The organism is Paenibacillus silviterrae, assembly GCF_030167925.1.
GTDB lineage: Bacteria > Bacillota > Bacilli > Paenibacillales > NBRC-103111 > Paenibacillus_G > Paenibacillus_G silviterrae.
On sequence record NZ_JASKUT010000001.1, the window covers coordinates 4,438,528 to 4,462,243 of the forward strand.

17 protein-coding genes and 2 other annotated features are annotated in these 23,716 nt (G+C 48.5%); of the genes, 16 read left to right on the forward strand and 1 reads right to left on the reverse strand.

Annotation, left to right across the window (positions count from 1 at the left end; all coding sequences use genetic code 11):
* Positions 1-28: 28 nt before the first annotated feature.
* Both QMO62_RS20525 and QMO62_RS20530 read left to right on the forward strand, forming a co-directional pair.
* On the forward strand, positions 29-1,423 hold the full coding sequence (locus tag QMO62_RS20525) for an NCS2 family permease (protein WP_284643796.1): 1,395 nt from the start codon (positions 29-31) through the stop codon (positions 1,421-1,423).
* Between the two features lie 139 nt (positions 1,424-1,562).
* Positions 1,563-1,841: a binding site (T-box leader), on the forward strand.
* Between the two features lie 115 nt (positions 1,842-1,956).
* Positions 1,957-2,218, forward strand: a binding site (T-box leader).
* A gap of 63 nt (positions 2,219-2,281) precedes the next feature.
* On the forward strand, positions 2,282-3,880 hold the full coding sequence (locus QMO62_RS20530; RefSeq protein ID WP_284643797.1) for a 2-isopropylmalate synthase: 1,599 nt from the start codon (positions 2,282-2,284) through the stop codon (positions 3,878-3,880).
* Between the two features lie 570 nt (positions 3,881-4,450).
* On the opposite strand, the gene QMO62_RS20535 is transcribed toward QMO62_RS20530, so the two are convergent.
* Positions 4,451-6,397 (reverse strand): ABC transporter ATP-binding protein, encoded by a 1,947-nt coding sequence (locus QMO62_RS20535; RefSeq protein WP_284643799.1) that lies wholly within the window; start codon positions 6,395-6,397, stop codon positions 4,451-4,453.
* A 154-nt stretch (positions 6,398-6,551) separates the two neighbouring features.
* On the opposite strand from QMO62_RS20535, the gene QMO62_RS20540 reads away from it, so the two are divergent.
* The 14 genes from QMO62_RS20540 to QMO62_RS20605 all read left to right on the forward strand — a co-directional run bounded on the left by QMO62_RS20540 (position 6,552) and on the right by QMO62_RS20605 (position 23,708).
* Positions 6,552-7,196 (forward strand): 5-formyltetrahydrofolate cyclo-ligase, encoded by a 645-nt coding sequence (locus tag QMO62_RS20540; RefSeq protein ID WP_284643801.1) that lies wholly within the window; start codon positions 6,552-6,554, stop codon positions 7,194-7,196.
* Positions 7,197-7,214: 18 nt separating this feature from the next.
* Positions 7,215-7,691, forward strand: a complete 477-nt coding sequence (gene moaC, locus QMO62_RS20545; protein WP_284643803.1) for a cyclic pyranopterin monophosphate synthase MoaC — start codon at positions 7,215-7,217, stop codon at positions 7,689-7,691.
* Positions 7,692-7,725: 34 nt separating this feature from the next.
* Positions 7,726-8,226 carry a molybdopterin adenylyltransferase gene (gene mog, locus QMO62_RS20550; RefSeq protein WP_284643805.1) on the forward strand — a complete coding sequence of 167 codons (501 nt, stop codon included), beginning with the start codon at positions 7,726-7,728 and terminating at the stop codon, positions 8,224-8,226.
* Positions 8,216-9,226, forward strand: a complete 1,011-nt coding sequence (locus tag QMO62_RS20555; protein ID WP_284643806.1) for a molybdopterin-binding protein — start codon at positions 8,216-8,218, stop codon at positions 9,224-9,226. The genes mog and QMO62_RS20555 overlap by 11 nt, the downstream gene beginning before the upstream one ends.
* Positions 9,227-9,260: 34 nt before the next feature.
* Positions 9,261-9,563 (forward strand): twin-arginine translocase TatA/TatE family subunit, encoded by a 303-nt coding sequence (tatA, locus tag QMO62_RS20560; RefSeq protein ID WP_284643808.1) that lies wholly within the window; start codon positions 9,261-9,263, stop codon positions 9,561-9,563.
* A gap of 48 nt (positions 9,564-9,611) precedes the next feature.
* The gene (gene tatC, locus QMO62_RS20565; protein ID WP_284643809.1) at positions 9,612-10,397 is read left to right on the forward strand and encodes a twin-arginine translocase subunit TatC; all 786 of its coding nucleotides are present in this window, start codon (positions 9,612-9,614) and stop codon (positions 10,395-10,397) included.
* A gap of 486 nt (positions 10,398-10,883) precedes the next feature.
* Positions 10,884-11,165, forward strand: coding sequence for a co-chaperone GroES (gene groES, locus QMO62_RS20570; protein ID WP_284643811.1), 282 nt, complete (start codon positions 10,884-10,886; stop codon positions 11,163-11,165).
* A gap of 101 nt (positions 11,166-11,266) precedes the next feature.
* On the forward strand, positions 11,267-12,901 hold the full coding sequence (gene groL, locus QMO62_RS20575; protein ID WP_284643812.1) for a chaperonin GroEL: 1,635 nt from the start codon (positions 11,267-11,269) through the stop codon (positions 12,899-12,901).
* 124 nt (positions 12,902-13,025) lie between these two features.
* The gene (locus QMO62_RS20580; protein ID WP_284643814.1) at positions 13,026-14,699 is read left to right on the forward strand and encodes an SWIM zinc finger family protein; all 1,674 of its coding nucleotides are present in this window, start codon (positions 13,026-13,028) and stop codon (positions 14,697-14,699) included.
* Positions 14,699-17,629: a DEAD/DEAH box helicase gene (locus tag QMO62_RS20585; RefSeq protein ID WP_284643816.1), complete on the forward strand. Its 2,931-nt coding sequence runs from the start codon at positions 14,699-14,701 to the stop codon at positions 17,627-17,629. Before QMO62_RS20580 ends, QMO62_RS20585 begins: the two co-directional genes overlap by 1 nt.
* Positions 17,630-17,645: 16 nt before the next feature.
* Complete coding sequence (locus QMO62_RS20590) at positions 17,646-17,834, forward strand: hypothetical protein (protein ID WP_284643818.1); 189 nt, start codon at positions 17,646-17,648, stop codon at positions 17,832-17,834.
* A 522-nt stretch (positions 17,835-18,356) separates the two neighbouring features.
* Positions 18,357-19,379 (forward strand): Wzz/FepE/Etk N-terminal domain-containing protein, encoded by a 1,023-nt coding sequence (locus QMO62_RS20595; RefSeq protein ID WP_284643820.1) that lies wholly within the window; start codon positions 18,357-18,359, stop codon positions 19,377-19,379.
* 18 nt (positions 19,380-19,397) lie between these two features.
* Positions 19,398-21,320 (forward strand): polysaccharide biosynthesis protein, encoded by a 1,923-nt coding sequence (locus tag QMO62_RS20600; RefSeq protein ID WP_284643822.1) that lies wholly within the window; start codon positions 19,398-19,400, stop codon positions 21,318-21,320.
* A gap of 15 nt (positions 21,321-21,335) precedes the next feature.
* Positions 21,336-23,708 (forward strand): O-antigen ligase family protein, encoded by a 2,373-nt coding sequence (locus QMO62_RS20605; RefSeq protein WP_284643824.1) that lies wholly within the window; start codon positions 21,336-21,338, stop codon positions 23,706-23,708.
* Positions 23,709-23,716 lie beyond the last annotated feature (8 nt).

Consider the following 23,716-nt stretch of genomic DNA (forward strand, 5'->3'; position numbering starts at 1 on the left):
CCACAAACCGCTGAGGGGGATTTGAGGAATGGATCGGTTTTTTAAGCTAAAGGAGAACGGCACGACGGTACGCACCGAGATTATGGCCGGTCTCACCACGTTCATGACGATGGCTTATATTCTGGCCGTCAACCCGGACATCTTAAGTGCATTTAAGAGCGGGGCGACAGGACTCGACTGGACGTCGGTGTTCTTGGCCACAGCAATCGCGGCAGGCGTGATGACGATTGCGATGGGCTTGTTCGTGAACTTTCCGGTGGCGCTTGCTCCGGGGATGGGACTTAATGCTTATTTTGCTACGGTTGTGTTATCTTCCCAAGGTCAATTTACAGCGCAAATGGCTCTTACGGCTGTATTTTTGTCCGGTTTGATTTTTATCGTGCTGACGGTGACGAAGGTTCGCCAAATTTTGCTCGTTGCGGTTCCTGACAGCATCAAGCATTCGATTACAGTCGGTATCGGTTTGTTTATTACGATTATCGGTTTGAAGAACAGCGGCATCATGACGGTTGCCGTGGAGTCGCAAAATCCGATTCCTGCGCATCAATATACGGACGTACTGGGCTTCGAAACGGTCATTCATATGGGCAGTCTGCACAATCCGGCTGTCATTCTGACCATCATTGGTATCTTGGCGATAGCGATTCTGATGGTGCTGCAGGTGCGCGGCGCGATTCTGATCGGGATCCTGCTTACGACAGTGATCGGTTACTTCATGGGCCAAGTGAACCTTGGCATGTTATCGGATCCTAAGACGACTTGGGTTCCGGATTTTGGAATGTTGAACTTCGGTCATTTTGATTTTGCCGGTATTATGAATGCGGGGATTATTTCCGTTATTTTGACCTTCACTTTCGTAGAGCTGTTTGATACGTTCGGTACGCTGGTCGGTACGGCCAACCGCGCCGGCTTCATGAAGAACAAGGAAGAAGGCAACAAGAAGGTCGGCAAGGCGATGATGGTGGATGCCGTCGGCGTCAGCGCCGGTGCGCTGGTCGGTACCAGTACGGTGACGGCTTTCGTAGAGAGCTCTGCCGGTGTTGCTGAAGGCGGACGCACAGGTTTGACGGCGGTAACGACAGGCGTATGCTTCCTGCTTGCCCTGTTCTTGGCTCCGATTGCCGCTCTGGTTCCGGGCTCGGCTACTGCGGCTGCTCTGATCGTAGTCGGCGTGCTGATGATGCAAGCTGTAAAGGAAATCGATTTCCAGGATTTCGTCTATGCGATTCCTTCGTTCCTGACGATTGCCCTGATGCCTTTCACATATAACATCGCCAACGGGATCTCCTTCGGTATCGTGACGTATGTGGTTCTTGCAACCGCTGCTCAATTGGGCGGCAAAGGCAAGTACCGTGTACATTGGCTGATGTGGGTTTTGGCGGTATTGATCGTGGCCCGTTATTTCTTCTTGACCGGTCACTAATCCAGGTTGGTTTACTAGCTCCGGTGTTCGAATGGATTCGAGCATCGGGGCTTTTTACATTTTTTCTAAATTTTATGAAAAGGGCGGAATGATGTATTGACTTTCGTTCATGTGCATACTATAATCACAAACAATATCTGTAAACGCAACGAACGGGAGCCAGTAACTTGATCTTCCTTGCCAGAGAGCTGCGGGTTGGTGCAACGCAGTCAAGGAATCGGTGAACCTCGCCCGGGAGCGGTGAAGCTGAAGGGACTCTCTGCTAGCGGGAGTGCTTTGTAAGCCTCAACGGGTCGCCCCCGTGATCGGGCGGTGCGGATCGGAGCAGTCAGCCGATGGCACGCTGAGGGGCTTCGCATGAGAATGCGGGGCAACAAGAGTGGTACCGCGATAGGTTGATCAGCCTGTCGTCTCTTATGTTTATAAGAGGCGGCAGGTTTTTTTGATGTTTCGATGATTATTTTTAGCGCTCCGTTGACTTCGTCAAAAGTCGCTGCTAAAAACAATCATCTCCACGTAAGCTAACTAAAAATTTTAACGCGAGGAACGGGAGTAGTAAAGCGGATCGGCTTATCAGAGAGCTGCGGGGTGGTGCGACGCAGTAGGCAGGAAGCTTGAAGCTCGCCCGGGAGCGGCATAACGGAACAGGAGACTCGGCGGATAGCGCGCATCGGCCGAAGTCTTAAGTAGGTTATGACGGATTCGCCCCACGATACGGGGATTGAGCGGACTCTTACTGCACGTAGGAGTCAATCAGAGTGGTACCGCGGTAGGTTAGAGCCTGTCGTCTCTTGAGTTATTCAGGAGACGGCGGGCTTTTTTGCATAGATGACCCAAAATTCCAAGGAGGAATATCCTATGACAAGCACAACATCTACAAACCATAAACGTAAAATTACCATTTTCGATACCACTTTGAGAGACGGGGAACAAGCGCCGGGCGCCATGTTAAGGCCGGAGCAAAAAATTGTGATCGCAAGGCAGCTGGCAAAGCTGGGCGTAGACGTAATCGAGCCGGGCTTTCCGATCTCTAGCCCGGGGGACTTTGCCGCGGTGCAGCAAATTTCACGTGAAATCCGCAGCGTAGAAATTTGCGGCTTCGCTCGAGCAGTGAAAGGCGATATCGATGCGGCGGTCAAGGCGACCCAGGATGCGGAGCGGCGCAGGCTGCATATGTTCCTGTCCTCCTCAAGCATCCACTTGGACTTCCAGCTTCGCAAATCGCGTGAGCAGGTGATTCAAATGGCCCGCGAGATGGTAGCTCACGCCAAGCAGTTCGTGGACCGCGTAGAATTTTCGCCGATGGATGCGACGAGAACCGGGGATGAGTTCCTGTTCGAGATGATCGAGGCGGTTATCGAAGAAGGCGCTACGATCATTAACATCCCCGATACGGTCGGATACGCACTTCCGGAAGAGTACGGCGCCATGTTCTCCCGGGTGAGGAAAAATGTCCGCGGCGGTGATAAGGTGGAATACAGCGCCCATTGCCACAACGACTTGGGTCTTGCCGTAGCCAACAGTCTGGCAGCCATTCAGAACGGCGTTACTCACGTCGAAGTAACGGTGAACGGGGTAGGAGAACGTGCCGGAAACTGCTCTATGGAGGAGCTGGTGATGGCCATTGAGACTCGCGGTGAGGCGATGGGCGTGGAGACAGGCATTCGCGCCGAGCATATTTACGAAACGTCGCAAATGGTAAGCCGGTCGATGAGCTTCCCGATCGCCTTCAATAAACCGATCGTTGGGCGGAATGCCTTCCAGCACGAAGCGGGCATTCATCAGGACGGCTTGCTGAAGAACCGCAGCACCTATGAGATTATGGATCCCGAGAAGCTGGGCATCCCCCGCAGCATGATTATTTTGGGCAAGCATTCCGGCCGTCATGCCATTAAGCACAGGATCGGCCAATTCGGTGTAGAAATGACTGAAACACAGGTCGAGGAAGTGTACGAAGCCTTCAAGGAGCTGGCGGATCGCCAGAAGGTGGTTCACGATCATCAGCTGCTGGGACTGGTCGGTCATGCGGTCAATGTATCCTTGGAGCCGTATAGTCTGGTGTCCGTTCAGCTGGTGACTGGCAATACCGGTCATCGTATGGCTTCCTGCACAATCGCAGACCACGCCACCGGGCAGGAAACAGTGTACACAGGGACAGGCGCCGGGCCGGTGGAGGCGGTGGTTGCAGGAATCAAGCAGGCGCTTCCGTTTGATGTCAAGTTCTCTGATTTGGAGCTGTACTCCTTGTCCTCCGGGGAAGAGGCGAACGGAGAGGCGATCATTACGATAATGGTCGAAGAAAAGAGCTATCGCGGGGTCGCGGAGCATCGGGATATTTTGCTCGCTGCGGCGCATGCCTTTATGGCTGCCTGCAATCAGGCTGCGAGAGACTACAATCGACAACGGTCGGCAGCGGAGGGAAGCATGGAAAAGGCTGTAAAGGCAAGCGTATCCTAAAAGGAAGCTGCAGGGGCTGTGGATACGACTTATCCACAGCCCCTGTGTATAATGTGGGTAAGTCTGAAAAAGCCCGCTGCAAAGCGGAATTGGAGGATAAACTTATCCCGATGGGATGGGAATAGTTTTTCACAGCTCAATTGTGGATAATGTGGATAAGGCTGTGGATTCAAAGAAAAAGCCTGTTTTTTCTAGGGAAAATGACATCTTTTTCTGGGGATAATCTTGTGGATATTGTCTGTGATTGCCACTATTGGATCATGTGTGGGTACGAGTCCAAGAAACGTCCGAGGGATGCTGTCATTTGCGGTCAAGGCAGGAGAAAGCTTGTCATATCAACCGGTTGAATAGCTGCTTCCCCTTGCCGTTCGACGCTTATCAACAAGAGGAAGGGAACCGCTGGAGGAATGTAGAGAAAGTTGTACACCTGTGGATAGTGCCGAGCAGCCCGTTGTCGCGGGGTGTCGATAAAACGGGATTGAGGCGAACCGTGGTTGTTTCTGTTGAAAAAATAGCGGAGGATCGCGATTCACGCTGCGAAGTGCAGCGGATCGTGATCCTCCGTTTCATCTATTCTGCGAGCTGTTCCCACTGCTCGTAGCAATCCGCGAGCTCCACTTTTTTCTTCTCGATCAACTCATTCTTCTCTTGTACAAGGACATAGTTGTTATACACATCCGGCTTCGTCAGCTCCGACTCCAGCTCGCCGATGTCGGACTCCAGCTGCGCAATCTGCTGCTCCAGCTGCTCCAAACGCCTTTGACGATTTCGCTCCTCGCGTTTGGCTTGCTTGCCCGCCTCGTAATCGTTGCCCGCAGCCGGTGCCGAGGTCATTGCTACCCCGGCAGCAGCACTGCGTCTGGCCGCTTCCTGCTCCTGGCGAAGCAGCTCCATTTCGGCGAGTTCCTGTTTTTTCTCCACATAGTCGTCATAGTTGCCGAAATACGCAGATACCCCTTGCGGCGACAGCTCCAGCATTCGCTCGGCCATTTTGTTCAAGAAGTAACGGTCATGAGAGATGAAGAGCAGGGTGCCTTCATAATCGATCAAAGCCGATTCCAGCACTTCTTTACTATAGAGATCGAGGTGGTTGGTCGGCTCGTCCAGGATCAGCACGTTCGCTTTTTCCAGCATGAGCTTGGCCAGAGACACCCGCGCTTTCTCACCGCCGCTGAGAGAGCTGATCTTCTTAAATACATCCTCGCCGCTGAACAGGAAGTTTCCCAGTACCGATCGGATCCGCGCTTCTTCCACATGAGGAAAAGCACTCCACACTTCATCTAAAATCGTATTCTGGGGATTGAGTCCCGTCTGCTCCTGGTCGTAGTAGCCGATCTTCACGTTAGCTCCCCAATGAATCGAACCGGCTTGCGGCTTCAGCCGTCCAATAAGCGCCTTAAGGAGCGTCGATTTGCCTATCCCGTTCGGACCGATCAGTGCCGCGGTTTCGCCTCGTTTCAGCTCAAAGGAAATGTTTCGGGAAAGCGGTTTATGCTCCTCATAGCCGACAGCGACATGCTCCAGCTGCAGCACATCCCGCCCGGTCATCTGCTCGACCTCGAAGGCAAAGCTGGCGCGCTTCAAATCTCCCAGCGGCTTATCGATCCGGTCCATCTTTTCAAGCATCTTCCGGCGGCTTTGCGCCCGCTTTGTGGTGGAGGCACGTACAATATTGCGCTGGATGAAGTCCTCCAGCTTCGCGATCTCCTCCTGCTGCTTTTCATAATGCTTCAGCTCAACCTCGTAGTTGGCCTCTTTAATCTCAACATAGCGGGAATAGTTCCCTGTATATCGGCGAGAGGTGGTACGCTCGATTTCATAAATTGCACCGACCAGAGCGTCCAGGAAGTAGCGGTCATGTGATACGACAAGAATGGCGCCGCTGTAGGATCGCAGATACCCTTCCAGCCAGGTGAGCGTAGCGATATCCAGATGGTTCGTCGGCTCGTCAAGCATAAGCAGGTCGGGTGCCTGCAGCAGCATTTTGGCCAGTGCCAGCCGTGTCTTCTGCCCGCCGCTCAGCGTGTTGACCGGAGTACCCGGATCGAAGTCGCCGAAGCCCATTCCGTGCAGTACGCCGCGGATTTTGGCTTCCATCTCGTAGCCGCCTTGCTCCCGGAACCATTCCGAGCGCGCCGCATAACGCCCCATCGTCTCCTCGTACTTCTTCTCATCAGCCAGCACAGCCGGGTCCGCCATCTGCTCCTCCAGCTTGCGAAGCTCCGCCTCCGTATCCAGCAGGTGAGCGAATACGCTGCGCATTTCCGCTTCGATCGAGCGATCCGAGTGCAAGCCGCTGTTCTGCTTTAGATAGCCGATCTTCGTTTCCTTCGCTTTAAAAATATCGCCGCTATCATATGACATTTCTCCTGCTATGATCTGCAGCAGCGTAGATTTCCCCGCCCCGTTGACGCCGACAAGACCGATCCGTTCCCTCGGCTCGATTTGGAGCGATATATTAGAAAGCACGGTATTGACTCCGTAGCTCTTCGTAATTCCAGACACCTGCAAAAGCATGTACCTAATCCCCCAATTCTGACAAATCTATTAAGAGTGTACCATAAATCACGGCTTTTTTCTTGGAGGGGCCCAAGGTGCATTTTCCGAACGAAGCAATGTATGTTACACTAATAAGAAACCATAGACCGACTTAGACAAAGGAAGACCTTACATGAATATCAAAGAACGCAAAATCGAGCTGAGAAAGGAAGCGGAAGCACGGCGGGCGGCTTTGACGGCTGAGGAGCACCGCAGCAAATCCGCTCTGATCAGCAGGAAGGTGATGGAGCGGCTGGGGGAGCTGCTTCGGCCGGAGGCGGAGCGGGAGCTGGGGCACCGTCCGACGCTGTTTACGTATATGCCGGTCAAAACCGAGGTGGATGTCACGCCGGTGATGGAAACGTGCTGGAAGCGCGGGATTCGTGTCGTGGTTCCCAGGGTATTTCCGGCTAACAAGCAAATGAAGCTGTACGAGATACGTTCCTATGAGGATCTGGAGCAGGGCAGCTGGGGCATCCGGGAGCCGCGAATGTCGCTGCCGCAGGTGACGGAGCTAAGGCAGGTTGACGTCACGCTGGTGCCGGGCTTGTCCTTTGATTTGCGGATGGGACGGCTTGGCTACGGCGGAGGCTTCTACGACCGCTTCATGCAGCAGTATGTTCGATCAAGGCTGCCGAAGCCTTATATTATTGCAGCGGCCTTCGAGCAGCAAATCATTCGCGAGGTGCCGATGGGACTGTTTGATTTTCGCATCGACGAGCTGATTACGGAATCTAGGGTGATAACCCCGAACCGGCAGCTGCCTTCGAAATTTTAGACTGAGGAGTGCGCTAGGATGTCGGATTTAACGCATTTTAACGAGCAAGGCCGCGCACGGATGGTGGATATCTCGGAGAAGCAGGAAACAAGCCGTACGGCTACAGCGAAGACTACGGTAACGATGAGGCCGGATACGTTGGCCTTGATTAAGGAGGGCCGCATCGGCAAAGGGGATGTGCTGGCGGTCTCTCAGGTTGCAGCCATTATGGCTGCTAAGAAAACCTCCGACTGGATTCCAATGTGCCATCCGCTCTCTTTGACCGGAGTGGATGTCAGTTTTGCCGATAACGGGACGAATGAGCTATATATTGAAGCAACGGTAAAAACAAAGGGATTAACCGGTGTGGAGATGGAGGCACTCACAGCCGTTTCGGCTGCTGCTCTCACTGTATATGACATGTGCAAAGCGGCGGAAAAGGGGATGCAGATCGGACCGACGCTGCTGGTGACGAAAACCGGCGGGAAGAGCGGGGATTACCATTTAGGAGACTAGATAAAGGAAGTACATTCTGGAGAGGAGCAGGCTTATGCGCTGGAAAGTGGCTATCTTAACCGCAAGCGACCGGGGATTCCGTGGAGAAAGAGAAGACACTAGTGCACAGGTGATCCGGGAGCTGATTGAAGAAGAGATTCATGGGGAAATCATCGAGTACCGCGTTGTGCCCGACGAGAAGGATGAGATCATGGCCGCGTTGATCGAGATGACCGATTATTTCAGGGCGGATCTGATTCTGACGACCGGCGGCACGGGTCTTGCGATTCGCGATGTGACGCCGGAGGCTACGCTGGCGGTTATCGACCGACAGGCGCCGGGCTTCGCTGAGGCCATGCGTATGATCTCGATGCAAAAGACGCCTCGAGCCATGCTGTCCCGGGCCGTTTCCGGGATTCGCGGCCGTACGCTGATTATCAATCTCCCCGGAAGTCCGAAGGGAGTTTCGGAGAATCTGCTGGCCATCATGGATCAGCTTCCGCATGCGCTGGGCATCCTGACCGGACGGGAAGGGGACCACGGCAATGAAGCCTGACGCCATGCTGCAGGAGGTCAAGGTGGAGGACGCGATCGGCATGGTCCTTGCTCATGATCTGACGCAGATCCTTCCCGGTACCTTCAAGGGGCGCCTGTTTCGTAAAGGGCATGTGATCACGGAAGAGGATATACCGGCATTGCTAAGCATTGGCAAGGAGCATATCTACACATTGAAGCTGGCGGAAGGGTATCTGCACGAGGATGAGGCGGCCTTGCGTTTGGCGGCGGCCGCGCAGGGCAAGCATGTCGAATTGACTCAGCCCCATGAGGGCAAAATCACGCTGAGATCGACGATCCACGGCTTGGCGAAAATCAACAAGCAGCTTATTGATCAAGTCAATTCGCTGGATCAGATCATTATGTCGACGATTAGGACCAATACGGTGGTTCAACCGGGGCAAGCACTCATGGGGACTCGGGTCATTCCCCTTGTGATGGAGGAGGCCTGGATCGCGGAAGCGGAACGGATTGCCGCTGCGGGCGAAGGGGAGCCTCTTGTGGAGGTCAAGTCGTTCCGGAAGCTGCGAGTCGGAATCATCACCACCGGCAGCGAAGTGTTTAAGGGACGGATCACGGATAAATTCGGTCCCGTCGTGAAGCAAAAGGTTGCGGCGCTCGGCTCCGAGGTGGTGGACCAGCGGCTTGCGCCGGACGAGAGCGATGTTATCGTGCAGGAGATCCATCGCTTTCTTCATGAGGATCGCGTGGATCTGATTCTCGTGACGGGCGGGATGTCGGTGGATCCCGATGATCGGACGCCTGGAGCGATTAAGCAGGCCGGCGCCCGAATTGTAAGCTACGGCACGCCGATGCTTCCCGGGTCGATGCTGCTGATGGGATACCTCGAAGGGGAGGTCCCGATCATGGGGCTGCCCGGCTGTGTTATGCATGATCCTTATACGTCGTTTGATGTTTTATTGCCGAGAATATGTGCAGGGGAAACCATTGTTCGATCGGATATAACGGAAATGGGCTATGGCGGACTGCTCGGATGCTAACGCCTCTGCTTCACGGGAAGGAGGAAGGAAAGTCATGTTCGGAAATTTAGGGTTTGGAGAAATTTTGCTGATTGCCTTGATCGCGCTGCTGCTATTCGGCCCGGCGAAGCTGCCGGAGCTCGGGCGTGCTCTGGGTCGTACGCTAAGGGAGTTTAAACAGGGAGCCCGGGATTTGATGTCCACGGATGAGACGGAGCAGCCGTCCCAGCCGCAGCCGCGCAAGGATGTGACGCCGCCGGCAGCGGAGGCCCCGGCTCAACCGTCTGCAGAGCTGCCGCAAGCTGCTGCGGGACAGCCGGAGAAGCCTGCGCCCGATAACCGCCGTTTGCCGGATTGACGCTTTTGGGAGGCACCATTTTAACATAACGGGTTGGTGAAACTTCGCATGGAACATCAGGAAGACGGCATGTCTCTTGTAGAGCACCTGGGCGAGCTGCGCAAGCGCATCATCTGGGTGCTTCTTGTTCTGGTCGTCGGCATGGTTGTAGGGCTTGTGTATGCCCAGCCGCTGATCACTTATCTTCAGAGCATCCCGCCGGCCGATCAAATCGGCTTGAATGTCTTTAATCCGTGGGATGCGATTAAAATCTACATGAACGTTGCACTGGTTACGGGGCTCATTATTACGCTGCCCTTTACTTTGTATCAGGTATGGGCTTTCCTGAAGCCCGGATTGAAGCCGGCGGAGCAAAAGGCGACGCTGCTGTATATTCCGTTCGCGTTCGTTTTGATTCTGATCGGATTGGCGTTCGGGTATTTCGTCGTTTTCCGAATGGCGTTTTTGTTTACTTCAACAATTACGCAAAAGCTTCACCTGCAGGAAACGTACGGGATTTCGGAGTATTTTTCTTTCATGTTCAATATTTTGATTCCTCTGTCGCTCTTGTTTGAGCTGCCTCTAGTGGTGATGTTTCTGACGAAGCTTCGGATTCTGAATCCGGTGCTGCTGAAGAAGCTTCGTCGTTATGCGTATCTCTTGCTCGTTGTGGTAGCGACGATGATTACGCCTCCAGATGCCACCTCGGCTATTCTCGTTTCGCTGCCGATGATTTTGCTGTATGAGTTCAGTGTGATCATGTCGGGGATCATTTACCGCAAGCAGCTGAAGCAGGATATAGAGTGGGAGCGGGAACAGTTGGATCCGGCTAACCGGAATAGGGAAGAGTCCTAGAATGATGATTCTAGGGCTTTTTTGTTATAACATTAGAATTTATAAGTTTTGATGAATGTACATCTCCGAGAGGGCTTCGATAGAAGCTTTTCTTATGTATTGGGGTGGACGTGGGGCCTTCGGTGCTTATCCCGTTGGCTCAGTAAGGGAGAGTTAAATAGCGGCATGGCGTGCCGTTACTGCTGGATTTTACAGGACTTGAGGAGAAGATAACGGCACGCAGGTGCGCTAATGAGGCGGATGGAGGCTTGCATGAGCTTTCGTGGTATGAATAACGGCATGAAAGTACGTTATGTAAGAGCAGCTACCGAGTGAATAAATTACCAATCCATGGGGACAATGTAGGAGGTGTGAAAAAGTAGAGAAAACCACTTGCAAAATATCTCCAAAATCATTATTATAAAAAGTGTTGTTAGCACTAAACAGTTAAGAGTGCTAATAAAATTGCAAACACTGAACCACCAATTTAAAGGAGGCTATTTTCTCATGATCAAACCGTTGGGTGATCGCGTAGTAATCGAAGCTATCGCTAAGGAGGAAACGACAGCAAGCGGTATCGTCCTGCCAGACACGGCGAAAGAAAAGCCGCAAGAAGGCAAAATCGTAGCTGTGGGCAGCGGTACACTCAAAGACGGACAGCGCATTCCGCTTGAAGTGAAGGAAGGCGACCGCGTCATTTACTCCAAGTACGCCGGTACCGAAGTAAAGTTCGACGGCCGCGAGCTGCTGATTATGCGTGAGAGCGACATCCTCGCGATCTTGGCATAACTGACAGGGGAAAAGATTCCGTAAATCCAGTTTTCCACATACTTAACGAATTATGCGAACGACCAAATACACAATCCAATTAATCGGGAGGGTTCTACACAATGGCTAAAGAAATCCGTTTCAGTGAAGAAGCTCGCCGCTCGATGCTTCGTGGTGTCGACGCGCTTGCGAATGCCGTAAAAGTAACACTTGGTCCTAAAGGCCGTAACGTAGTTTTGGAGAAAAAGTTCGGCAGCCCGCTCATCACCAACGACGGTGTAACCATCGCGAAGGAAATCGAGCTGGAAGACGCATTCGAGAACATGGGTGCGCAGCTGGTTAAAGAAGTAGCTACGAAGACAAACGATGTTGCCGGTGACGGTACAACAACAGCTACTGTTCTTGCTCAAGCGATGATCCGCGAGGGTCTGAAGAACGTTACTGCAGGTGCAAACCCAATGGTCGTTCGCAAAGGGATCGATCGTGCGGTTAAAGCAGCTGTAGAAGAGCTGAAGAACATCGCGAAGCCAATCGAAGGCAAGCAATCCATCGCTCAAGTTGCTGCGATCTCCGCTGCTGACGATGAAGTTGGTCAACTGATCGCCGAAGCTATGGAAAAAGTAGGCAAGGACGGCGTTATCACCGTAGAAGAGTCCAAGGGCTTCGCTACGGAGCTGGAAGTTGTAGAAGGTATGCAGTTCGATCGCGGCTACATCTCCCCATACATGATTACTGACACTGACAAGATGGAAGCTGTTCTTGAGAACCCGTTCATCTTGATCACAGATAAGAAAATCGGCAACATCCAAGAGATCCTGCCTGTTCTGGAGAAGGTTGTTCAATCCGGTAAGCAGCTCTTGATCATCGCTGAAGACGTAGAAGGCGAAGCGCTGGCTACACTCGTAGTGAACAGACTGCGCGGTACCTTCACATGCGTAGCGGTAAAAGCACCTGGCTTCGGCGACCGCCGCAAAGCTATGCTGCAGGATATTGCTGCTCTGACCGGCGGCCAAGTAATCACAGAGGAGCTCGGCCTCGAGCTGAAATCTACTCGTCCTGACCAGCTCGGTTCCGCTCGTCAAGTTCGCATAACGAAAGAAAACACCATCATCGTTGATGGCGCTGGCGACAAGAAGGATATCGGCGCACGCGTATCCCAAATCCGTTCCCAGCTGGAAGAAACTACTTCCGACTTCGACCGTGAGAAGCTGCAAGAGCGTCTTGCTAAGCTTGCTGGCGGCGTAGCAGTAATCAAAGTAGGTGCTGCAACAGAGACTGAGCTGAAAGAGCGCAAGCTTCGCATCGAAGACGCTCTGAACGCAACTCGCGCAGCGGTTGAAGAAGGTATCGTATCCGGTGGCGGTACAGCCCTCGTGAACGTATACAATGCTGTAGCGGCAGTACAAGTAGGCGGCGACGAGCAAACCGGCGTAAACATCGTTCTGCGCGCTCTGGAAGAGCCTGTACGTACGATCGCTGCTAACGCAGGTCAAGAAGGCTCCGTCATCGTTGAGCGCATGAAGAAGGAAGCTGTAGGCATCGGCTACAACGCAGCATCCGGCGAGTGGGTGAACATGTTCGAAGCGGGTATCGTTGACCCTGCGAAGGTAACTCGTTCCGCATTGCAGAACGCAGCTTCCGTTGCGGCTATGTTCCTGACAACTGAAGCGGTTATCGCTGACAAGCCAGAAAAAGATAAGCCTGCTATGCCTGATATGGGCGGCATGGGTGGTATGGGTGGCATGGGCGGATTCTAATATCCGACCCTGCTCAAGGGCAGCATTCCCGGTAACGGGGGTGCTGCCTTTTTGTATGCTGTCACGGCTCTGCATGCTATAATATAGGTTATGCGAACAAAATGCCGAACGGAGGTGACAGATCGTGCAGCTGACCATGGCGGAGCTGACCCAATTGGTTTATCGTTATTTTTCCTATTCCATTCTGGAGCGGGGCTGGGCTTATTTCCAGAGAGGTGCCGTCTTATCGGCGGATTATGAAGAAAGCGGAGTTATTTATGGTAGCGTGGCCGGTACGGATGTGTATAATGTGGAGGTCAACCTGAATAAGCTGCCGCAAAGCGAGTGCGATTGTCCTTATGACGGTTACTGCAAGCATATGGCTGCCCTGATCTTTGAATTATGCGAGAAATTGGGGATGGATCCTTATAAGCTGCTGAAGCCGGGAGGTAATGCGTGGGGACAAAGGTCTGTCCGAGGTACGACCGATGCGATGAACGCACTGAACGAGCTGATGGCAAGCCGGGGGTTACCATTGCTATCTGCGGCTTCTGCGAAGGGGAGAACGGCGACGGTTTCCAAGGAAGAGATGATCCCTCCTCCTAGTGAGCAAGGCATGCCGATTGAGTGGCAGCGTTACTTTGAGAGCCGTTATCGAGTGGAACGCTTTGCCAAGCCCCATGACCTGCCTAAGCTGCTTCCGCAGATTACCGAGGAGCTTCATCCTATCGCGGAGATGTGGGAGCCAGCTTATCGACTTATATATGAGATCCAGGTGTATCTGTTTGTTATGAGGCTGACGGATTCGGTTCAGCAGCATCATTATCGTTACCATTACGGTCATTACTATCAGTTGGTGGATCAATATAAAAGGATCGCCAATCAATGCTACGATGAGATTTCCAGCCGACTTCATGAGCTCAATGGAGGGTCTGGCCATGTGCTCGTATTGTCCTTTGCAGAGGGGACGGCGAAATCCTTGGCCGCCTATGCTTTTCCCAGAGAATCAAGCTATATGTACTGGTCGGACGTGTATGCGATGATATGGGGCTTGCTGCTTACGCCACAGGTACAGGCACTGGTCGACAAGGAAATCGAGAGACTGCATCAAGCCCTGGAGGAAACAACGGGAACGGATTCTCCTCACTATACCGACCGATTAAAGCTGGCGCTGCTGTTCTTCGAGATGCGGGTACAGGAGGACCAGCGTGCTATGAGGCTGATCGGAAGCATGTACAGCAAGTCGTTCGGTTTTCTTTTTCCATACCTTCACGGGATGGTGCACTCAGGTACTTGGGACCGATTGCAGATGTGGTTGGAATGGCTGCTGCCCAAAACTCGTCATACGGGGGCCGGGGTGATTCCCGTTTATTTTTCGTTCTGGGAGAAGCTGATGGAGCATCGTCCTGTAGAGAGCCAGTGGAGGCAAGCAGTGTTTGCAGCATTGCCGGGCAGCCACGATTATTACACCACGTACCTGATGGAACGGGGGCAGTACCGGGAATGGATCGACATGAACATGGCCGCCGGCTATTCGCCACTCGATTACCGGGTGGCTGATTTCAAGGAAATCGAAACGAAGCAAAGGGAGCTGCTGCTGCCTTGGTATCATCTTAGTGCGGAGCAGAACATCGCTTTGAAAAATAGACAAGCCTACAAAACGGCGATCCGCTTGTTGCGGAAGCTGAGGCAGCATTATCGTTCTCTTAAGCAAACTGATCGTTGGGAGAAGTATTTGGAGCATTTGACGCAGAAGTATGCAAGACTGCGTGCTTTTCAGGAGGAGCTAGGCAAGCTGAAGAAGGGAGGGGAGAGCTGATGCAAGGAATCAGGACGATTCAGGTGCAAGGCCGGCAGCTGGAGAGCGGAGAATGGGCAATGTGGGCTGAAGGCGAGAACGGGGCACGTTTGCCTGTTCATGAGCTGCGGGTTGGTTTGTTTGCATGGCATCATCGCAGCTTCTATGGAGCTACACTGAAGCAGGGAGTTCAAGAGCTCGAGCATGCGCTTCTTCTCTCACCTTGGGCGGCGGCTGAGTATTTGGCGGCTCCAGCTGCGATGCTGCATCTGCCTGTCGAATGGAGCGGTGGGTTGGAATTAGCAGGTCATGCAGCACGGGTTTTCTTAGAAGCCCTTGAGAAGGGCTGGTATGTCCCGGACAGCGAGTCTTGGCAGAAGGGTACCCCCGGTTGGAGGCTGATGCTGCCGGAAGAGAAGGAGAGGGCGTTCGCGGAGCTGCGGGAGCAGGCGTCCGGGATGTTGATAGATGTGGACGCATGGTTTAGCTCGGCTCTTGTGCAGCTGATTCGCGAGGAGGCTAGTGTAACCGAAGCTTGGGAGGAGCTTGTTGCGGAAGTGCCGCAGCTGCAAGAATTGGACGAGGAAGAACGCGAGACGCGTGTCAGCGGATTTATGTTGAGTGAAGATGAATGGTTAACCGCAGTCGAGTGGAAAAAGGATGAGGTTCCGTTTCGCACCTGTTTCCAGTTGGTTGAACCTGACGGGTCGGATTTGGAGGATTGGCGCCTTCGTCTCGTACTGCAGGATAAGCAGAGAGCCGGATTTCTGGTGGAGTCGGAGCCGGGAGTGGCAGATGTCCTGGCGGTAACGCAGCTTCCGGAGGAATGGAAGGAACAGGTTGAAAAGCGGATTCCTGGGCATCTAGAGCGGCTGCTAGGCATCCTGCCGGAGCTTGAGAGTGCATCGGGTGAAGTCGTGAGCGACCTTAGCGATGAAATGGCGTGGGATTTCTTGAACGAGGGCAGTCTGAAGCTGCTGCAGGCGGGGTATTCCGTTATGCTTCCTGCGTGGTGGGAAGAGCTGAAGAGACAGAAGCCGCGGCTCAAGGCGAAGCTGAAATCGTCTGTTGGCTCGGCTCGCAGCTCCATGTTTGGGCTCGATCAAATCATTCAATTCGATTGGAAAATTGCCATGGGGGGCGTCGAGCTCAGCGAAGAAGAGTTTCTGCAGATTACGGCGGAGAAAAAACGGCTTCTATTCATCCGCGGCCGATGGGTTCAGCTCGACCCTGCCTTCCTGAAGCAGCTTCAGCAGGCCATGAAGCGGGTGGAGAAGGACGGACTCACCTTCCGGGAGGTCATGGAGCTTCATTTGCTCGGAACCCCTGAGGGGGCACAGGATGGTGGTGAGCAGGAGGAGCTGCTTCGGATCGAAGTCGAGCTGAACAAGCACGTAGCCGAAATCATGCATCAGTTGGAGCAGACGGAGCGCATTCCGATTGCGGAGCCTTCTGCGATGCTTCAAGCGGATCTACGCAGGTATCAGAAGGAAGGGATGTCTTGGCTGTTGTTCATGCGTAGGTTCGGACTTGGGGCATGTCTAGCTGACGATATGGGCCTTGGTAAAACCGTACAGTTCATAGCGTATCTCCTAGGGGCAAAGGAGCAGGATCAGGCGGCTGGGCGTCCTCAGACGGCCCCTGCCCTATTAATCTGCCCGACCTCTGTCCTCGGGAACTGGCAGAAGGAGCTGGAGCGCTTCGCTCCGTCGATGCGTGTACACCTTCATTACGGGCCGCAGCGGGCGAAGGGGGAAGATTTTGCAGCTTCGATAGCGGGGTATGATCTTGTGATGACCTCGTATACCCTTGCCCAGTTGGACGAGCAGGAGCTCTCCTCGGTGCGCTGGCAGTCGATCGGACTAGATGAAGCACAAAATATCAAGAACGCCTACACCAAGCAATCCTCGGCGATCAGAAAGCTTGAGGCAGGGCATCGGATCGCGTTGACAGGAACACCGATCGAGAATCGGCTGACCGAGCTATGGTCCATTTTTGACTTTATGAATCCGGGGTACTTGGGCACTTTGAATGAATTTGCGCATAAATTCGTCAATCCTATTGAGAAGAGTGGGGATACGGAGCTTGTGGCGCAAGTGCAGCGTTTGATCCGGCCTTTCCTCCTGCGGCGTGTTAAGAAGGATCCGGCCATTCAGCTCGATCTGCCGGATAAGACGGAGAGCAAGGCGTACGTATCCCTGAGCGTGGAACAGGCCTCTTTGTACGAGAACGTTGTAGAATCGTTAATGAATCGAATCGATGAGCTTACCGGCATGGAGAAAAAGGGATTGATTCTCGCCACCCTAACCAAGCTGAAGCAAATCTGCGATCATCCTGCACTGTATTTGAAGGAGCAAGGCGCCGCGACGCTAGGAGAAGAGGAAGGCCGATCACCGAAGGTCACACGGCTGCTGGAAATGATTGACGAGCTTCGTTCGGAAGGCGATAAATGCTTGATCTTCACGCAATTCGTGGAGATGGGTATGCTGCTTCAGGGAATTCTGGAGCGGGAGCTCGGACAGGCGGTGCCGTTCCTGCATGGTGGCGTACCGAAGAAGAAGCGGGATGAGATGATCGCACAGTTCCAGGAGCCTGGTTCGGGCCGTTCAAGAGATGAGGCCAGTGGGGTGTTCATTCTTTCCCTTAAGGCCGGGGGAACAGGGCTTAACCTGACGGAGGCCAACCACGTGTTCCACTTCGACCGGTGGTGGAATCCGGCTGTGGAGAACCAGGCCACAGACCGTGCGTTCCGGATCGGACAGACGCGCAACGTGCAGGTGCATAAGTTTGTCACCCTGGGCACACTGGAAGAGCGGATCGACGAGATGATCGAGAAGAAATCCGGCCTCAGTAGACAGATCGTAGGTGCGGGCGAGAACTGGGTTACTGAGATGTCTACGGGCGAGCTGCGGGAGTTGTTTTCTCTAAGACGTGAGTGGATTGGGAAGTAAGGGGGAGTGGAAGTAGATGGCGAGAGGGAAAAAAAATGATAGCGAGAAGGATGCTCCTCGGCGGAGTAGCAGGGGGAAGGCTGCTGGGAAGCAGAGGGAAGATGTTTTGCAGTACATGGATGTGGAGGCGAGTCCTCATCTGGAGCAGATGAGTGCGAGCTGGCAGAGGGTTTATGCGAGTGTCGCTGCTGTGGGTAAAGGTTAGGGCTTAAGGAGGCATATGTTCTTAAGGTCAGTTTTTTGTGTGCAGTGTGTCTGGTAAACGAGCATATTCTAACCGGTACATGTCCGTTTACGAGCTAAGTCTATGTGGAGCTATAATGCATAGGTGTGTTGAAATCCGCTTTTAATAGAAGAACGCAATAAGGAGCTAAATCGCTTCCTCATGAAATGAATAAGTTATTTCCGAAGCTAAAAGTCGATTTGTTATAAGTATCCCGGACCGCTGAAGCGATATTTGGTGCGCCTGATGAAGGTATACTCGCCCCTACGCTGCTTTCCAAGTAGAGCATAGCAAACTGCGGGATCGGAAAGAAGCCTGATAAACGAACAAGTTTAATAAAAAAACATTGGTAGTTCTTCATATCTTGTCGGGGAATTAACTTCTTTTTAGGTAATGAATGCAAGTATTTCAACTTGTTAATGCTCAATGTAAGAAGTATACTTGTTAAAGTATAAGAGAATCTAGTAGTATTTTGTTTGATTTTGTCTAAGGAGAGAGAAATCAATGCCGCAGGAAGAGATTAAGTTATCTGAACTTGTAGTAGCCTTATGGAAGGGTAAAAATTTAATCATAGCTATACTTATTACTTCATTACTAATATCAAGTATTTACTCATTTTTTATCGTAAGTCCCGTCTACGAAGCCAACACTTTAGTTACAGTTAACCAGATAAAAACAACAGAGAATAGTCAACTAAAGGACCTTAACGCATTAGTTGCACAAATGGAAAGTGAAAGAACAATTCAAAAAATGAAAAATCAACTTAAGTACACTTCTGCGGTAAGAAGCTTAAAAAAGGCTGTTAAAGTGGAGCTTACAAGAGAGAATTTAGTTACAATCAAAGCTCAAAATAATAAACCGGAAATCGCAGTAGAAATAGCTAACTATATTGCACATGAACTAGCGGCTACCATTGATATTTCTAACAGACTGGACTTTATCCTCGAGAACAAAAAGCTTATTACCACTATTGAGAATGACCTAGCCGCTTTAAACAAAGAATATGAGCAGGCTAAGAATGAGTTGGTAAGTACTCCTGAGAAGGTCACAGTTAAACGTTCATTGGCGGAAGATCCATTTCTTCATTCAATCGTGAATGAAGAAATGAAACAATCAAGTAAAAATACAGGTGCCATCTCGTTTGATTCTGAGCAAGTTAATCCTGTATATATCGATATGAAGAATAAGATAAATGAACAAATGTTAAAAATAAGCAAGCTTAGTGCCGAGAAAGAAAATTATGAGCTAAGGATTAAAGAGAATCAAGATAATATTAATAAATTACAAGATACTGAACACAGTAAAAATTCTACACAACAACAGTATATAACAACAGACCAAGTGGTAGTTATTACATCAGCAATTGAGCCAACTGAACCAACCGGTCCCAATAAGACTTTAATATATATTATATCGATATTCCTCGGCGGACTGCTTTCAATATTCATCGTTATAGTAAGGTTTTTATGGGTAAGAGCAGGAATTTCGTTGAAGTCTGCTTCGAACGGAACTAGCCTCAATGTATAAATGGCACGGGGGGTAAGCATGAACAGATATCAAAGGAAGGTTCTATTGGTATTAATAGATGTAATGACTGTTTCTCTTTCGGTTTATATAGCTTTTTTACTAAGGTTCGATTTTGACATTAAATCGCCTTTTATTGATTATTTGCCGTATGTAATTTTCATGCAAACTTTCATTACTATATTATTCTTCTTTTATCACAATATTTACAAACGCCTATGGCAATATGCTAGTGTAGGGGACATTGTAACAATTTTGAAATCTGTTTTATATTCAACTTCTGTTTTTTTTATCTTTCATCATTATATTGTTAAATTTTATATACCAGAAATTATAGTGCCTAGAAGCATATATATTATCTCGGCTTTAATAACTATTTTCGGCGTTGGCGGTTCTAGGTTTCTTTGGAGATCTTTTAGGTCAGCCCATTATAAGCAACAACCACATCACCGTAGAGCTTTAATAATTGGAGCCGGCAATACTGGAAGCATGGTTTTAAAAGAAATGAAGCATACCACTAATTCCATTTATTTTCCTGTCGCTTTTATTGATGACGATCCTAAAAAATATAAGTTAGAAATACAAGGTGTCTCTGTTCTTGGTAATAGGCATAACATTCCGGCTGTTGTAGAAAAACTAATGATCGAAGACATCATTATTGCAATGCCGTCTGCAACTAGAGCTGAGTTAATTGAAATCATAGATATTTGTAGAACAACGGGAGCCAAAATCAATATTGTCCCACGAATAAATGATTTAATCACGGGGAAATTAAGTATAAGCCATATTAGGGACGTTAGCGTAGAAGATTTGCTAGGCAGAGAACCAGTGAAAATTAATTTAGATGAAATAGCGTCGTATCTTTATGACAAAGTTGTGCTAGTAACAGGGGCAGGCGGATCGATAGGTTCCGAGTTATGTAGGCAAATAGCCAATTTTGGTCCGAAACAGCTCTTGTTATTGGGTCATGGTGAGAACAGCATTTATGAGATTGAACTTGAGCTTAAGAAAAAACACCCTGAATTAATTATTGAGCCCATCATTGCAGATATTCAGGATAAGGGAAGATTAAAAAGAGTCTTCAGTTATTTTCAGCCTGAAGTGGTGTTTCACGCGGCAGCGCATAAACATGTTCCTCTAATGGAAAAAAACCCTATGGAAGCTGTTAAGAATAATATAGTTGGAACTAAAAATGTAGCCGAATGTGCACATGAATTCAACGCATTAAAATTTGTTATGATTTCTACAGATAAAGCTGTAAATCCCACAAATGTAATGGGGGCAACCAAAAGAATTGCAGAATTAATAATCCAATCTCTTGACAAGGTAAGTGATACTCAGTTTTCCGCTGTCCGGTTTGGAAACGTGTTGGGAAGTAGGGGGAGTGTTATCCCTATATTTAAAAAGCAGATTCAAGAGGGTGGTCCAGTTACCATCACTCATCCAGAAATGGTTAGATATTTCATGACAATTCCTGAAGCTGTTCAACTAGTCATTCAGACAGGTGCTTTAGCAATGGGTGGAGAGGTTTTCATCTTAGATATGGGGAAACCTGTGAAAATATCTGATTTAGCAATCGATTTGGTTAAATTATCTGGGTTAGAACCTCACAAGGATATCGAAATCGTTTATTCAGGAATTAGACCTGGTGAAAAGTTGTTTGAAGAGCTGCTAACTAATGAAGAAGGAACAAGTGCTACAAAACATGATCGTATATACGTAGGAATGCCAACGAACTTATCAGATGAAACAATGAAATTGATTATTGAGACTATTGAGGCTCTAGTTCTAAAGGATGGCAATGTTGGCCCAGCAGAAGTTAAAGCAACATTACAAAAAATTCTACCCGCATACGTATCCGCTGAAACAATAAACAGGGCAAGAGAAGAAGCGTTACAAGCTTCTTTAGAGGTTGTAGCAGGAATTAATCGAAAAAGTAAATAAAAAAGGAACTGTTATATGGCTAACAAATATAAAGTCAATAAAAATAGTAAATTAGAGAGTAATGGAATAATATATTGGACACTTATTATAATGGTTTTTTGCTTCTTAATGATTACGCCTTTTTATCGGGGGCTTTTTAATGGTAATTCTCCCGTGTTTGATGGGCCGTTGTTTGGTTCTTTTGTTTTTGGGGCAATTATTTTAGGGATACTTTCGTTTCATATCCTCATTAACAAAGAAGCTTTCAGTAACAAAGCATTCTATGGCGTAGTTATTTTCGTTATACCGCTAAGTTACTTGGTCTCATTTTTGGGTTCTCCTGCATCATATCATTCAGCTCAAGTGGCTATTTTTATTAGTTTACTCTATACCTCCTTCTTTTTAATCGGACTATTCCTTACAAATAAATTGCGTTATTCGAATGTTTTGGTTTTGATTTTAATGGCCGTTTTTTACATGATAGTGTTGTTTGGGCTGATCAATTGGTTCGGATACATTAATTATAGAGATGCTGTATTAAACCAACGTCTTACGAGTGTATTTCAATATCCTAATACTTATGCGGCATTGCTAATGGGAGTACTTTTCGCAGCATCATTTTTAATAACAATTAACAATAATATCTTAAGCAAATTTGTAAATGCATTAATGCTTGTACCCATATTTATTTCCTTTTTTCTTACATTTTCTCGTGGGGCTATGATTTTTATTCCACTTCTATTGATATTCTTCTTATTCTTTATATCTGTTCGAAATCAACTGCAATTTATTTTTAATTTATTGATATCAGGTATTTGTTCACTATCCATTCTTAATATGATGACGCGCTATCAGGCTGAACTGGTACAAGGTACTACTAATAATCAGTTATTGATTACTTTAATAACATTATCACTGCTGTCTCTTGTTTCGGCATTTATCATTATTTTTATTGATAAGCAATTAATAAAAATAAATACTGAAAAATTTGAAAAAAAATCGTTTAGATTTTTAATTCCGGGTTTTTTAATACTAATATTAATCATAACGTTAGCAAGCTTTGATTATATCAAAGGACTTCTACCAGGAAAGTTGCAGGAACGTATCGGTAATATTAGCTTGGAACAAAGTAGTGCTTATTCCAGAAACACTTTCTATGTAGATTCATGGTCAATATTTAAGGAACATCCGTTATTTGGATCAGGTGGAGGGGCTTGGTCCGCACTTTATGAAAAGTTTCAGAGTTACCCATATGTAAGCAGACAAGCTCATAGCTTCTATATGCAATACTTAAATGAAGTAGGATTGTTTGGTTTATTATTTTTTATTACAATAACAGTTATGATTCTAGTGGGCTTTGTTAGATTTAGTTTAAAAAATGAAGATAAGAATGTAAAAAGCTCTTTTATATTTTTTATCATAGCAATTTCTTTACTTGCACACAGTACACTGGATTTCAATATGAGCTTTATATTTATTGGAATTATCCTTTTTCTGTGTTTAGGTTGTCTAGCATCCGTTTCCAGCGGATTTGCTATCCAATTTAAATGGGATCAAAATAACTTCTATCGATACAGTTATGTTGGCTTTTCGCTCATTGTGTTTTTTATCATGATGGTGTACTCAGTAGGGTTTCTTAAAGCACATAACTATTATAGTAAAGCTGTGATAAATTTAGAAACAACAAAAGATTATAATATTGTATCTACAAATTTGAATAAAGCATTGGAGATTATGCCATACCATACTCATTATAATTTGCTAAAAATTGACTTATTAAATCAACTATATAATCAAACTAAATCTGTGGATTGGAATAATCAAATATCTGATACTTTAAATGTTATTATGCCAAAAGAAAAATACAACCCTTTATTGATTGAAAGGGAATACTTTAATTTATATAATCAGGGTGATTTAGAAAGGGCTTTGGAAGTAGCATATAAAGGCCTAAATAACTCTTCATGGAATTTGGCATTTTATGAAAAAATGATATCTATACATGGTTTATTATGGGATACAGCAAGATTAAAGAATGATAACAGATCAATGGATGATCATTTTAACAAAATAACTGAGCTTTATAATCAAATTGGTTTAAAACAGAAACAGTTAACCAATTTGCCAAAAGGTGTAGAACTAGACAAAGCATTCTATATTTCACCTAACATAGCTTTTGAAGTGGGAAAAGTATATTATGCGCGTGGTGAGTTTGCACAGGCTGTAAATATATTTTATCAAGGTGTATCGGAAAAAATGGATTTGCCAATTCATCGATATACTACAAGATGGTATTTAGCTACTTTGATTAAGCTTCAACAAACTAATCAAATTTTATACGATAAATTACTAGCTAAGTATCCTGAAGAGAAAGCAGAAATTGAAAAACTTGTTAACATGAACTTTTAACGATCGGG

Excerpts from the sequence above, each read along its gene's own strand:
- QMO62_RS20525 (WP_284643796.1), top strand. The coding sequence starts at position 29 with ATGGATCGGTTTTTTAAGCTAAAGGAGAACGGCACGACGGTACGCACC.
- QMO62_RS20530 (WP_284643797.1), top strand. The coding sequence starts at position 2,282 with ATGACAAGCACAACATCTACAAACCATAAACGTAAAATTACCATTTTC.
- QMO62_RS20535 (WP_284643799.1), bottom strand. The coding sequence starts at position 6,397 with ATGCTTTTGCAGGTGTCTGGAATTACGAAGAGCTACGGAGTCAATACC.
- QMO62_RS20540 (WP_284643801.1), top strand. The coding sequence starts at position 6,552 with ATGAATATCAAAGAACGCAAAATCGAGCTGAGAAAGGAAGCGGAAGCA.
- moaC (WP_284643803.1), top strand. The coding sequence starts at position 7,215 with ATGTCGGATTTAACGCATTTTAACGAGCAAGGCCGCGCACGGATGGTG.
- mog (WP_284643805.1), top strand. The coding sequence starts at position 7,726 with ATGCGCTGGAAAGTGGCTATCTTAACCGCAAGCGACCGGGGATTCCGT.
- QMO62_RS20555 (WP_284643806.1), top strand. The coding sequence starts at position 8,216 with ATGAAGCCTGACGCCATGCTGCAGGAGGTCAAGGTGGAGGACGCGATC.
- tatA (WP_284643808.1), top strand. The coding sequence starts at position 9,261 with ATGTTCGGAAATTTAGGGTTTGGAGAAATTTTGCTGATTGCCTTGATC.
- tatC (WP_284643809.1), top strand. The coding sequence starts at position 9,612 with ATGGAACATCAGGAAGACGGCATGTCTCTTGTAGAGCACCTGGGCGAG.
- groES (WP_284643811.1), top strand. The coding sequence starts at position 10,884 with ATGATCAAACCGTTGGGTGATCGCGTAGTAATCGAAGCTATCGCTAAG.
- groL (WP_284643812.1), top strand. The coding sequence starts at position 11,267 with ATGGCTAAAGAAATCCGTTTCAGTGAAGAAGCTCGCCGCTCGATGCTT.
- QMO62_RS20585 (WP_284643816.1), top strand. The coding sequence starts at position 14,699 with ATGCAAGGAATCAGGACGATTCAGGTGCAAGGCCGGCAGCTGGAGAGC.
- QMO62_RS20590 (WP_284643818.1), top strand. The coding sequence starts at position 17,646 with ATGGCGAGAGGGAAAAAAAATGATAGCGAGAAGGATGCTCCTCGGCGG.
- QMO62_RS20595 (WP_284643820.1), top strand. The coding sequence starts at position 18,357 with ATGCCGCAGGAAGAGATTAAGTTATCTGAACTTGTAGTAGCCTTATGG.
- QMO62_RS20600 (WP_284643822.1), top strand. The coding sequence starts at position 19,398 with ATGAACAGATATCAAAGGAAGGTTCTATTGGTATTAATAGATGTAATG.
- QMO62_RS20605 (WP_284643824.1), top strand. The coding sequence starts at position 21,336 with ATGGCTAACAAATATAAAGTCAATAAAAATAGTAAATTAGAGAGTAAT.